Origin of the sequence: Burkholderia seminalis DSM 23518 (genome assembly GCF_902832885.1) — a bacterium.
Taxonomy (GTDB): domain Bacteria; phylum Pseudomonadota; class Gammaproteobacteria; order Burkholderiales; family Burkholderiaceae; genus Burkholderia; species Burkholderia seminalis.
Genome location: NZ_CADFDK010000018.1, coordinates 42,969 through 54,310 on the forward strand (window position 1 = coordinate 42,969; position 11,342 = coordinate 54,310).

At 69.9% G+C, this 11,342-nt stretch carries 13 protein-coding genes; 5 read left to right on the forward strand and 8 right to left on the reverse strand.

Features of this window, described 5'->3' with window-relative positions:
• From HWX00_RS32855 to cobU, 4 genes are read right to left on the reverse strand one after another with little or no spacing between them, the layout of a single operon-like run.
• Window positions 1-918: a cobalamin-binding protein gene (locus tag HWX00_RS32855; protein ID WP_175027676.1), complete on the reverse strand. Its 918-nt coding sequence runs from the start codon at window positions 916-918 to the stop codon at window positions 1-3.
• The gene (cobD, locus tag HWX00_RS32860) at window positions 915-1,934 is read right to left on the reverse strand and encodes a threonine-phosphate decarboxylase CobD (RefSeq protein ID WP_175027677.1); all 1,020 of its coding nucleotides are present in this window, start codon (window positions 1,932-1,934) and stop codon (window positions 915-917) included. Before cobD ends, HWX00_RS32855 begins: the two co-directional genes overlap by 4 nt.
• Window positions 1,927-2,871, reverse strand: coding sequence for an adenosylcobinamide-phosphate synthase CbiB (gene cbiB, locus HWX00_RS32865; protein ID WP_175027678.1), 945 nt, complete (start codon window positions 2,869-2,871; stop codon window positions 1,927-1,929). Before cbiB ends, cobD begins: the two co-directional genes overlap by 8 nt.
• A complete protein-coding gene (gene cobU / locus HWX00_RS32870) occupies window positions 2,865-3,419 on the reverse strand; it encodes a bifunctional adenosylcobinamide kinase/adenosylcobinamide-phosphate guanylyltransferase (RefSeq protein WP_034186263.1) in 555 nt (184 codons plus the stop codon). The genes cbiB and cobU overlap by 7 nt, the downstream gene beginning before the upstream one ends.
• Before the next feature lie 74 nt (window positions 3,420-3,493).
• Between cobU and HWX00_RS32875 the strand changes: the two genes are divergently transcribed.
• The 4 genes from HWX00_RS32875 (at window position 3,494) to HWX00_RS32890 (ending at window position 6,584) form a co-directional block, all read left to right on the forward strand.
• Window positions 3,494-4,996, forward strand: coding sequence for a cobyric acid synthase (locus tag HWX00_RS32875; RefSeq protein ID WP_175027679.1), 1,503 nt, complete (start codon window positions 3,494-3,496; stop codon window positions 4,994-4,996).
• A gap of 82 nt (window positions 4,997-5,078) precedes the next feature.
• Window positions 5,079-5,216 carry a hypothetical protein gene (locus tag HWX00_RS32880; RefSeq protein WP_167361873.1) on the forward strand — a complete coding sequence of 46 codons (138 nt, stop codon included), beginning with the start codon at window positions 5,079-5,081 and terminating at the stop codon, window positions 5,214-5,216.
• Between the two features lie 148 nt (window positions 5,217-5,364).
• Entirely contained in the window at window positions 5,365-5,778 is a 414-nt protein-coding gene (locus tag HWX00_RS32885) for a DoxX family protein (RefSeq protein ID WP_049028495.1), read from the forward strand.
• Between the two features lie 137 nt (window positions 5,779-5,915).
• Window positions 5,916-6,584, forward strand: coding sequence for a ParA family protein (locus tag HWX00_RS32890; protein WP_175027680.1), 669 nt, complete (start codon window positions 5,916-5,918; stop codon window positions 6,582-6,584).
• 92 nt (window positions 6,585-6,676) lie between these two features.
• On the opposite strand, the gene panD is transcribed toward HWX00_RS32890, so the two are convergent.
• The 4 genes from panD to HWX00_RS32910 all read right to left on the reverse strand — a co-directional run bounded on the left by panD (window position 6,677) and on the right by HWX00_RS32910 (window position 9,273).
• Window positions 6,677-7,063 (reverse strand): aspartate 1-decarboxylase, encoded by a 387-nt coding sequence (panD, locus tag HWX00_RS32895; protein ID WP_031398432.1) that lies wholly within the window; start codon window positions 7,061-7,063, stop codon window positions 6,677-6,679.
• A 44-nt stretch (window positions 7,064-7,107) separates the two neighbouring features.
• A complete protein-coding gene (gene panC, locus HWX00_RS32900; RefSeq protein ID WP_034186335.1) occupies window positions 7,108-7,947 on the reverse strand; it encodes a pantoate--beta-alanine ligase in 840 nt (279 codons plus the stop codon).
• 260 nt (window positions 7,948-8,207) lie between these two features.
• A complete protein-coding gene (locus HWX00_RS32905; protein WP_034186260.1) occupies window positions 8,208-9,080 on the reverse strand; it encodes a segregation and condensation protein A in 873 nt (290 codons plus the stop codon).
• Between the two features lie 4 nt (window positions 9,081-9,084).
• Window positions 9,085-9,273, reverse strand: a complete 189-nt coding sequence (locus tag HWX00_RS32910) for a DUF3460 family protein (protein WP_006478107.1) — start codon at window positions 9,271-9,273, stop codon at window positions 9,085-9,087.
• 248 nt (window positions 9,274-9,521) lie between these two features.
• Between HWX00_RS32910 and HWX00_RS32915 the strand changes: the two genes are divergently transcribed.
• A complete protein-coding gene (locus HWX00_RS32915) occupies window positions 9,522-11,336 on the forward strand; it encodes an autotransporter assembly complex protein TamA (protein ID WP_034186259.1) in 1,815 nt (604 codons plus the stop codon).
• Window positions 11,337-11,342: the final 6 nt, after the last annotated feature.

Below are 11,342 nucleotides of genomic sequence, written 5' to 3' on the forward strand. Positions count from 1 at the left end.
TCAGCGCGCCGGCCGCCGCGCCCGCGCGGCATCGAGATCCTCGCACAGCGCGGCCGCGCCCTGTGCGATCCGCGGCGACGGCCGCGTCAGCAGATCGCCGTCGATCGCGAACAGGTTGTTGCGCGTCACGGCCGTCAGCGCGGGCCACGCGCGCCAGCGCGCCAGGCTCGGCAGCGGTTCGTTCGAACGGGTCGCGCCGGCGCTCGTCGTCACGATCGCTTCCGGATTGGCCGCGAGCACGGCCTCGTCGGTGACGGTCGGTGCGAGCGGCTTGAGCGACGCGAACACGTTGCGGCCGCCGCATAGCTCGATCACCTCGTTGATCAGGTGTGTGCCGTTGAGCGTCGTCAGCGGCCGGTCCCAGACCTGGAAGAACATCGTGACGGGCGCGCGCGCCGCGTAGCGTGTGCGCAGTGCCGCGATGTCGCGCGTATAGGCGGCCGCGGCGACATCGGCCGCCGGCTGCGTGCCGAGCAGCGTGCCGAGCCTGCGCAGCGACGACGACACGTCGTCGAGATGTTTCGGTTCACTGAAGAACAGCGGGATATGCAGCGCACGCAGCGCGTCGGTCTGCCGCTCGGCGTTGCCGTGCCGCCAGACGACGATCAGGTCGGGTTTGAGCGCGGCGATCCGTTCGAGGTCGAGCGCCTTGTTGTCGCCGACGCGCGGCACCGCCTGCGCGGCGGGCGGATAGTCGCTGTACGTGACGGTGCCGACGAGCTTCGCCCCGCCGCCGGCTGCGTAGACGAGTTCGGTCGCGTGCGGCGCGAGGCTGATCACGCGTTGCGCGGCGGCCGGCAGCGTCACGGTGTTGCCGGCATCGTCGCGTGTGGAGACATCGGCGCGGACGAGCGGCGCGTGCGCAAGCGCGGCCAGCATCGCGACCGGCGCCCATCGGCGACATTTGCGCGGACTCATGCGGAGGCCTGTTGCAGCAGCGGCACGCAGTGCGCGAGCGCGTCGCCGAGGCGCCGCCATTCGGCTTCGCTGCCCGGCAGGCCGACGCGTAGGCTCGACGGTGCCGGGAAGTGCCGCGTCCAGATGCCATGCGCCGCGAGCGCCGCGTGCAGTGCCGCGGCGCGCGGGTCGTCGGTCCAGCTGAAGAGCGGCGTTGCACGAACCGCGAAGCCGTGTGCGCGCAGCAGCGCGGCCAGTCGTTCGCCGTCGGCCGCGAGCCGTTCGCGGGCGGCAGCCTGCCACGCGCGATCGTCGAACGCCGCGGTCACGGCATGACGTGCAGGACCGCCGACCGTCCACGCGCCGAGCATGTCGCGCAGCGCGGCGATCCGTTCCGGGCTCGCGAGCACGAAGCCCGCGCGGATGCCGGCGAGCCCGTAGAACTTGCCGACCGAGCGCAGCACGACGAGCCCCGGGCGATCGACCTGCGGCGCGAGCGATTGCGACGCACCCGTATCGGCGAACGCCTCGTCGACGATCAGCGTGCCGCCGCGTGCCGCCAGTTGCGCATGCCAGCCGAGCAGGCGCTCCGCCGGCACGAATTCGGCGGTCGGATTGTTCGGATTCCCGATCATGACGTGGCGCAGCGTTGCCGGCAGCGTATCGGTGCCGATGTCGAGCGGCACGACGCGATGGCCGTGCCGCGCGAAGGCAGGCGCGTATTCGCCGTACGCGAGCGCCGCGACACCGGCGTCGCCGGCCGGCAGCAACGCGGGCAACGCGCGGATCGCGGCCTGGCTGCCGGCGACCGGCAGCACGTGTGCGGGATCGGGCGCGCGGTAGTACCGCGCGGCGCAAGCCGCGAGGCCGTCGCCGTCGTCGGGCAGCCGCCGCCATGCGTCGGCCGGAACCGGCGGCACCGGATAGCCGACCGGATTGATGCCGGTCGACAGGTCGAGCCAGGCGTCGTACGGAATGCCGTGACGGCGGGCGGCTTCATGCAGGTTGCCGCCGTGCGCGATGGGGGTATCAGACATGATGGGTGGCCATGGCGAGTGCGCCGCTCGCGACCAGCAGCGCGAGCCACAGGGCAAGCGTGCGCGTGACGAGCGACTGCGCGGCGACGATGTGAAGGGCGGTGGCCGAGGCGCCCGTGCCGAGCGCCGGGCGATCCTCGATCTCGCCGTGATAGACGGCCGGACCGCCGAGCTGCACGTTCAGGCTGCCGGCGCCCGCTGCCATCACGGGGCCCGCGTTCGGGCTGTCCCAGTGACGCGCCTGCGTGCGCCAGCAGTGCCATGCGGCGGCCGTGTCGCCGAGCAGTGCGTAGCTCGCGGCCGTGAGGCGGGCGGGCAGCCAGTTCAGCGCGTCGTCGAGACGCGCGGCGGCCCAGCCGAAGGTCAGGAAGCGCGGCGTGCGGTAGCCCCACATCGCGTCGAGCGTGTTCGCGAGCCGGAACAGCAGCGCGCCGGGACCGCCCGCGACGACGAACCAGAAGAGCGCGCCGAAGATCGCGTCGTTGCCGTTCTCGAGCGCCGATTCGACGGCCGCGCGCGACAGCGCGCCTTCGTCCGCGTCGCTCGTGTCGCGCGACACGATGCGGGCGGTCAGCGTGCGGGCGGCGGCGAGGTCGTGCCGCAGCAGCGCGGCGGCGATCGGCGCGACATGGTCGGCGAGGCTCTTCGCGCCGAGCGCGAACCACAACAGCGCGACGTGCAGCGCGGCCGCGAACGGCCACGGCAGCACGGTGACGAGCCATGCCGCGACGGCCACCGGCGGCACGACGGCCGCGATCCACGCGGCGACGCCGACCATGCGGCCGCGCCGGCCCGTGTTCAGCGCGCCTTCGAGGCGTGCGGCGAGGCGGCCGAACGCGACGAGCGGATGCCAGCCGGCCGGCTCGCCGAGTGCGCGGTCGACGATCGCGGCCGCGACCGCGAGCATCGCGACGACGGGCAGCGACAGCATCAGCATGACGATGCTCCGGCCTTCAGGTCGAGCGGCAACCCGGCGACGAGCAGCGTCACGCGCGTCGCGAGCGCGGCAACGCGCTGGTTCAGGCGCCCGAGTTCGTCGACGTAGCGGCGCGTGACCGACCCGAGCGGCACGACGCCGAGCCCGATCTCGTTGCTGACGACGATCACCTTCGCGCGTGCGCCGCGCAATGCGTGCTCGAGACGGTCGGCCTGGGCCGCGTACTGCGCATCGTCGAGCGGTGCGCCGTCGGCCGGGCACAGCAGGTTCGTGAGCCACAGCGTCAGGCAGTCGACGAGCAGGCACGCGTGCGGATCGTCGAGCCGCGCGAGGGTGCCCGCGAGATCGACGGGGGCATCGGCGAAGCCCCAGTCGGCCGGCCGGCGCGCGCGGTGATGCGCGATGCGCTGCGCGAATTCGGCATCGGCGGCGATCGCGGTCGCGATGTAGGTGACGGGGCGGCCGCTGTCGGCGGCGAGCCGCTCGGCATGGGCGCTCTTGCCCGAGCGCGCGCCGCCGAGGACGAAGGTGAGGTCGTGCGGAATCATCGCGTGATTGTAACGGCGCGCGCGACCCGTCGCGGGCGATAATGCGGCCTTTGCTTAGCGACGACCTTGACACGATGAATGCACCCGAGCCGCGGCCGCGCGGCACGCTGATGATCCAGGGCACGACGTCCGATGCGGGCAAGAGTACGCTCGTCGCGGGTCTGTGCCGCCTCGCGCGCCGCGCCGGCGCACGCGTGGCGCCGTTCAAGCCGCAGAACATGGCGCTCAACAGCGCGGTGACGGCCGACGGCGGCGAGATCGGTCGCGCGCAGGCGCTGCAGGCGCTGGCCGCGGGCGTCGCGCCGCATACGGATTTCAACCCCGTGCTGCTGAAGCCGACGAGCGACCGCGGTGCGCAGGTGATCATTCACGGCAAGGCGCGCAAGAACCTCGACGCGCGCGCGTATCACGACTACAAGCCGGTCGCGTTCGATGCGGTGCTCGAGTCCTATGCACGCCTGCGCGCCGGTTACGACACGGTGATCGTCGAAGGCGCCGGCAGCCCGGCCGAGATCAACCTGCGCGAAGGCGACATCGCGAACATGGGCTTCGCCGAACGCGTCGACTGTCCGGTCGTGCTGGTCGCCGACATCGACCGCGGCGGCGTGTTCGCGCATCTGGTCGGCACGCTCGCGTGCCTGTCGGACAGCGAACGCGCACGCGTGCGCGGTTTCGTGATCAATCGCTTCCGCGGCGACATCCGGCTGCTCGAGCCGGGGCTCGACTGGCTGCGCGCGCAGACGGGCAAGCCCGTGTTCGGCGTGCTGCCGTACCTGCACGGGCTGTTGCTCGACGCCGAGGACATGCTGCCCGCGCAGGCGCGCAGCGCCGCCGCGCGCGGCGACGCCGGCGTGCTGCGCGTCGTGGTGCCCGCGCTGCCGCGCATCAGCAACCACACCGATTTCGATCCGTTGCGGGCGCACCCGCAGGTGGAATTCACGTACTGGAAGAGCGGCCCCGTGCCGGACGCCGACCTGCTGATCCTGCCCGGTTCGAAGAGCGTGCAGCGCGATCTCGCATGGTTGCGCGACGCGGGCTGGGAGGCGGTGATCCGTCGCCACCTGCGCTACGGCGGCAAGGTGATCGGCATCTGCGGCGGGATGCAGATGCTCGGGCGCACGCTCGACGATCCGCTCGGCCTCGAAGGCGCGCCCGGCAGCGTGCCGGGGCTCGCGCTGCTCGATTTCGACACGACGCTGCGGCCCGACAAGACGCTGAAGAACGTGACGGGGCACCTCGCGCTGCCGGGCGGCGCCGCCGTGCGCGGCTACGAGATCCACATGGGCGACACGCGCGGGCCCGCGCTCGCGGCGCCCGCGCTGACGCTGGCAGCCGGCGGCACGCAGGACGGCGCGCGTCCGGACGGGGCGGTGTCCGCCGACGGCCAGATCCTCGCGACCTACGTGCACGGGCTGTTCGACATGCCCGACGCCTGCGCGGCGCTGCTCGCCTGGGCCGGGCTCGGCGGCGCGGCGCGCATCGACTATCCGGCGCTGCGCGAGGCATCGCTCGAGCGGCTGGCCGACACGTTCGCCGACCATCTCGATCTCGACGCGCTGTACGCCGAATTTCGTTGACGCGCGGGCGGCCGGCTCTCGCTTTTTCCGCCCGATCGCGTACAACAGAGGAGGGCGGAGGTCCGCCCGGAGGTGTGCGACGATGAAGGCTCGATGGTGGTGGAGCGTGCTGCTCGCGGCGCTGCTGGGCGTGTCGGCGGTGGCGCACGCATGCGATTCGCCGGCGCCCGGCGGCCCGTCCGGCTCGGGCGACGCGACTCAAGGCAAGCGCGGCTACTGACGTATCGCAACGGGCATGATCGGTCATGCCCTTTTTTAATCCGATTCGTTCCTGTTTGGAGATAGTTAAAGCGAATTGGCGTGTTTATCGGTCGAAATGATTCGAATAGAGTGCGATCCATTCTCATCCACTCATGAAGGAATCCGCCATGAACGCCAATCGCCTGAACGATTTCGCCGCGACACTGTTGCGAGTCACGCTCGGTGTGCTGTACCTCGCGCACGTCGCGCAGAAGGTGTTCGTCTTCACGCTGCCCGGCACCGCGCAGTTTTTCGCGTCGATCGGCCTGCCGGGCTGGCTCGCCTACCTGACGACGTTCGTCGAGCTGGCGGGCGGCCTCGCGCTGCTCGCGGGCGTGCGCGTGCGCGTCGCCGCGCTCGTGCTGCTGCCGTTCATGCTCGGCGCGACCGCCGCCCATCTGCCGAACGGCTGGAGCTTCGCGTCGCCGCACGGCGGCTGGGAATATCCGGCGTTCTGGGCCGTCACGCTGGCCGTGCAGGCGCTGCTGGGCGGCGGCGCGTTCGCGATCGGCGCGCCGGAGGCCGCGGTCCGGCGCGCGTAAGTCGGACGAAAGTGGTGCGCGGATCGGCGCAACCCGTTCCGGTGACACCCCGTTTGCCGATATCATCGCTCCCTGTATCCGCAATCGAGCGGCGCCAGCCATGCGGCCGGCGCCGCGTGGCTTCTTCGGGGGAATTCATGACGGTGATCGTGGTGGCGAATCCGAAGGGCGGCGTGGGCAAGAGCACGCTGTCCACCAATCTTGCCGGTTATTTCGCGGCGCAGGGCGCATGGGTCGCGCTCGCCGACCTGGACCGGCAGCAGTCCGCGCATGCGTGGCTCGACCTGCGGCCGGCCGGCCTGCCGCCGATCGAGGCGTGGGATCTCGACCCGGACGCGCCGTCGAAGCCGCCGCGCGGCCTCGAATATGCGGTGATCGACACGCCGGCGGGCCTGCACGGCACCCGCCTCAACCTCGCGCTGCAACTGGCCGACAAGGTGATCGTGCCGCTGCAGCCGTCGATGTTCGATATTCTCGCGACCCAGCAGTTTCTGGAGCGCCTGGCCGGCGAGAAGGCCGTGCGCAAGGGCAGCGTCGAGGTCGGGATCGTCGGGATGCGGGTCGACGCGCGCACGCGCTCGTCCGACCAGCTGCACCGCTTCGTCGAAGGGCTCGGCCTGCCGGTGCTCGGCTACGTGCGCGACACGCAGAACTACGTGCAGATCGCCGCGCACGGCCTGACGCTGTGGGACGTCGCGAAGAGCCGCGTCGAGAAGGATCTCGAACAGTGGCGGCCGATCGTCGAATGGGCCGAGCGCCGGCCGCCGAAGGCGGAAAAGGCCGAGAAGGTCGCCAAGGCCTCCTGAGCGCGCAGCCGCCGCGCGCGCACGACGAAACGAAAAGGGCCGGATCCCGTGCAGTACGGGATCCGGCCCTTTGTCCGTGGGCGGCAGCCGGGTTACGTCCAGTTCTGCGTCGGCACGTGATCGCGGTGGCCCTTGATCTTGTTGCCGTCGTCGATGAACACGAGCTTCGGCTTCCAGCCGGCCTGCAGTTCGGCTTCGTCGACCATCGCGAACGCTGCAATGATCACGAGGTCGCCGAGCTGCGCGCGGCGCGCGGCCGAGCCGTTCAGCGAGATCATCCCGCTGCCGCGCTCGCCCTTGATCGCGTACGTCGAGAAGCGCTCGCCGTTGTTGATGTTCCAGATGTCGATTCGTTCGTTTTCGACGATGTTCGAGGCTTCGAGCAGGTCTTCGTCGATCGCGCACGAACCTTCGTAGTGCAGTTCGCAGTGCGTGACCGCCGCACGGTGGATCTTCGATTTGAGCATGTGGCGCTGCATGGTGTCTCCGTGATGCGATATGAGAGGCGCGGGCGGGCCGCCCGTCAGATTTCCAGGTTGTCGATGAGGCGCGTCGCGCCGAGCTTCGCGGCCGCGAGCACGACGAGCGGCTCGCCGGCTTCGAGTTCGGCGGCGCTCGGCGCGATCAGGTTCGCGCGGCGGCGGATCGACAGGTAGTCGGGCGCCCAGCCGCGCTCGGCCAGGTGCGTGCGCGCCTGTTGCTCGAGCTTGCCGAGATCGCGCTCGCCGCCGAGCACGCTTTCGCGCATGCGCTGCAGCGTCTTCGCGAGCTCCGGCGCTTCCTTGCGCTCGTCGGTCGACAGGTAGCGGTTGCGCGACGACAGCGCGAGGCCGTCCTCGTCGCGCACGGTTTCGGCGGCGATGATGTCGACCGGCAGCGCGAGCTGCTGGCACATGCGGCGCACGATCATCAGCTGCTGGTAGTCCTTCTTGCCGAACACGGCGACGCGCGGCTGCACGCAGGCCATCAGCTTCGACACGACCGTGCATACACCGGTGAAGAAGCCGGGCCGGAACTCGCCTTCGAGGATGCCGCCGAGATCGTCTGGCGGCATCACGCGGTATTCCTGCGGTTCCGGGTACATGTCGCGCTCGGTCGGCGCGAACAGCACGTAGACGTTTTCCTTCTGGAGCTTCTCGATATCGTCCTGCAGCGTGCGCGGGTACTTGTCGAAATCCTCGTTCGGGCCGAACTGCAGCCGGTTGACGAAGATGCTCGCCACGACCGGGTCGCCGTGCTGGCGCGCGAGACGCATCAGCGACAGGTGCCCTTCGTGCAGGTTGCCCATCGTCGGCACGAACGCCGTGCGGTTCTGTCCGCGCAGCTGGTCGCGCAGTTCCTGGATCGAGCTGATGACTTTCATGATCGGGTAGCGGGTTTCCTCGCGCATGCGCGCGTTGGCGCCGCGGCAGCGGCGTCGGGGTCGAAGCGGAGCACGCCGGCGCGCGGGCGGCGCATCGGCGTCGGCGGATTGTAGAGGATTTGGCCGCCGGACGCACCGATAAAAGAACGATCGTTCACTTTTTATCCGGGCGTGGCGGAAACCCGCCCGACGGCCAGCCGCCGCGGCGCGGCGGCGAGCGTGGCGAGGCGCCGGGGAACGGGAAGCGGCGGGGGCGGGTGTTACGCGGGCAGGTACGCGAGGCGCACGTAGATCGGCGCGAACGGTTCGGGCTGCGTGATCTCGACGAGCGATTCGCGTGCGAGTTCGAGCATCGCGATGAAGTTCACGACGACGACCGGCACGCCGCGCGACGTGTCGAACAGGTCGGCGAACTCCATGAAGCGCGCGTTCTGCAGCCGGCGCAGGATCAGGCTCATGTGCTCGCGTACCGACAACTCCTCGCGGGAGATCTTGTGGTGCTGGACGAGCTTCGCGCGCTTGAGCACGTCGGCCCATGCGGCGCGCAGGTCGTCCGAGTTCACGTCGGGGAAGCGCGGCGTGATGCTCTGCTCGATGTAGACCTCGGCGCGCAGGAAGTCCCGGCCGAGCTGCGGCAACTGGTCGAGCCGCTGCGCGGCAAGCTTCATCTGCTCGTATTCGAGCAGGCGGCGCACGAGTTCGGCGCGCGGATCTTCCGCTTCCTCGCCGGTGTCGGCCTTCTTGACCGGCAGCAGCATCCGCGACTTGATCTCGATCAGCATCGCGGCCATCAGCAGGTACTCGGCCGCCAGCTCGAGGTTCGACGTGCGGATCTGGTCGACATAACCCAGATACTGCGCGGTGACCTGCGCCATCGGGATGTCGAGCACGTTGAAGTTCTGCTTGCGGATCAGGTACAGCAGCAGGTCGAGCGGGCCCTCGAATGTCTCGAGGAAGATCTCGAGCGCATCGGGCGGGATGTACAGATCCTGCGGCAGCTTGAAGAGCGGCTCGCCGTACAGGCGAGCGAACGCCGCGACACCGTCGACCGTGTCGGGCGTCGAATCGGCGCCCGCGGGCGCGGCGATCGCGTCGTCCTGCCGGGCGGCGCTGGCCTCGTCGGCGGCGCTCACGTCGTCAGAAGTTCTGGTAGTAGACGTACGACGTTTGCTTCACGCGCGATTCCTGCTGCTCGGCGCGCTCTTCGAGATCGATCGGCTGCTTGTCCCACAGCAGGGAACGGCCCTTGCGCTGCTCTTCTTCGAGCGTCGGCTTCTGCTGCTTGAGCTGGTTCAGGAATTGCGTGACGTCGGACTGGTACGGCATGGCTGGATCTTCCGTTTCGGGCGGCGCACGATGCGCCGGATTCGCGATGGCGGGATTTTACCGCATCGCGGGGAACAGCCGGCGCCAATCGCGCGTCGAATCCGCGGGTCGGCCGCCGGCGTGCGGGGTTCGGCGGTCGTGCCGGACCCTGCACTCTTTCACAATCGTTTGGCTTTGGCGCCCGCGCCCTGTGGTCAAATACAGGGTTTTCCACGAAACCGTAACAATCCAGGACGGCGAGGTCATATTTGGCGGGGCAGTCGAACCAGCAAGCACCTACGGTGCATCACGCGGGTCCGCGCGTGGCGCGCGGTCGCGCCGGCGCCGCGGCCGGCATCGCGCGGGCGGCCCTCGCCGGGTGCCTCGCCGCGTGCTTCGCGCTGCCGGCCCACGCGAAGTACGACGTCGACATCGACGCGCCGCGCTCGATCCGCAAGCTCCTCAAGTCGCATCTCGATATCGCGCGCTTCGCGAAGCGCGACGACATCAGCGACGACCAGTTCGACTTCCTCGTGACCGCCACGCCGCAGCAGGTGCGCGACCTGACCGCGACGGCCGGCTATTTCTCGCCGGTCGTGCGGACCGACGTGCGCACGCGCGACGGCAAGCGCGACGTGCGCATCGCGGTCGATCCGGGGAAGCAGACCGTCGTGTCGACGGTCGACCTGACGTTCAAGGGGCCCGTCGACACCGAGGATCCGAAGCAGGAGGCCGCGACCCGTTTCGCGTTCTCGCTGAAGCCGGGCGACCCGTTCACGCAGTCCGACTGGGACGGCGCGAAGGACGCGGCGCTCAGGCAGCTGCAGTCGCGCCGTTATCTCGGCGCGAAGATCGCGTCGTCCGAGGCACGCATCGATCCGCGCACGCAGCGCGCGACGCTCGCGGTCACGTTCGACAGCGGCCCGACGTTCACGATCGGCAAGGTCGACGTGGACGGCGTGCGCCGCTATCCGGAGAAGATCGTCACGAACGTCAATCCGCTGTCGGAAGGCGAGATCTACGACGTGCGGCGGATCACCGAACTGCAGCGGCAGTTGCAGAACACGCCGTACTACGCGAGCGTCGCGATCGACGTCGGCGACGATACGTCGAAGCCCGAGCGCACGCCCGTGCACGTGAAGGTCAGCGAGTTCCCGTACAACAACATCCGCGGCGGCGTCGGCTTCGCCACCGATACCGGGCCGCACGTACAGGGCTCCTACACGTATCTCGACACGTTCGGCGCCGCGTGGCCGCTGACGGTGTCGGGCCGGCTCGACCAGATCCAGCAGTACGGGCAGGTCCAGCTGTCGATGCCGCCGGGCGAGAAGGGTTGGACCAACAGCCTGCTCGCGTCCTATACGAATACCAACGTGTCGGACACGCGCATCTACAGTGCGCGGGTCGGCGCGCAGCGCACGCGCACCGGCCAGTTCATCGACTATTCGTATTCGCTGATGTTCTACCAGGACCGGCTCGACCAGAACAGCGCGGGGCCGACCACGAGCCGCGCGCTGGTGCCGCAATGGGCATGGACGCGCCGCAACGTCGACGATCCGCTGTTCCCGCGTTCGGGGAACCTGATCCACGCGGAGGCCGGCTTCGCGGTGAAGGGCGTGCTGACCGACCAGAGCTTCATCCGCGGCTACGCGCGTGGGCAGCAGTACCTGCCGGTCGGCAAGCGTGACCTGTTCGTGTTCCGCGCGGAGCTCGGCGGCGTCTTCACGAGCGGCAGCTCGACCGGCGTGCCGGCGTCGCTGCTGTTCCGCGCGGGCGGCTCGAACTCGGTGCGCGGCTACGGTTACCAGAGCATCGGCAACAGCGTGGGCGGCTCCGTGCTGCCCACCAAGTACCTGATGACGGGCACCGCCGAATACCAGCACTGGTTCAACCGCGACTGGGGCGCCGCGACCTTCTTCGACATCGGCACCGCGACCGATGCGTGGGGCGAGCGCGTGTTCTACCCGGGTGTTGGCGTCGGCGCGCGCTGGCGCAGCCCCGTCGGCCCGATCAACGTCGACGTCGCGTACGGGCTGCGCAACCATAGCGTGCGCCCGTACCTGACGCTCGGCATCGCTTTCTGACCGTAC

Coding starts and splice junctions, on each gene's coding strand:
- HWX00_RS32910 (WP_006478107.1), bottom strand. CDS start 9,273: ATGCCGTACCAGTCCGACGTCACGCAATTCCTGAACCAGCTCAAGCAG.
- HWX00_RS32885 (WP_049028495.1), top strand. CDS start 5,365: ATGAACGCCAATCGCCTGAACGATTTCGCCGCGACACTGTTGCGAGTC.
- HWX00_RS32880 (WP_167361873.1), top strand. CDS start 5,079: ATGAAGGCTCGATGGTGGTGGAGCGTGCTGCTCGCGGCGCTGCTGGGC.
- cbiB (WP_175027678.1), bottom strand. CDS start 2,871: ATGCTGATGCTGTCGCTGCCCGTCGTCGCGATGCTCGCGGTCGCGGCC.
- HWX00_RS32855 (WP_175027676.1), bottom strand. CDS start 918: ATGAGTCCGCGCAAATGTCGCCGATGGGCGCCGGTCGCGATGCTGGCC.
- panD (WP_031398432.1), bottom strand. CDS start 7,063: ATGCAGCGCCACATGCTCAAATCGAAGATCCACCGTGCGGCGGTCACG.
- HWX00_RS32890 (WP_175027680.1), top strand. CDS start 5,916: ATGACGGTGATCGTGGTGGCGAATCCGAAGGGCGGCGTGGGCAAGAGC.
- cobU (WP_034186263.1), bottom strand. CDS start 3,419: ATGATTCCGCACGACCTCACCTTCGTCCTCGGCGGCGCGCGCTCGGGC.
- panC (WP_034186335.1), bottom strand. CDS start 7,947: ATGAAAGTCATCAGCTCGATCCAGGAACTGCGCGACCAGCTGCGCGGA.
- cobD (WP_175027677.1), bottom strand. CDS start 1,934: ATGTCTGATACCCCCATCGCGCACGGCGGCAACCTGCATGAAGCCGCC.
- HWX00_RS32875 (WP_175027679.1), top strand. CDS start 3,494: ATGAATGCACCCGAGCCGCGGCCGCGCGGCACGCTGATGATCCAGGGC.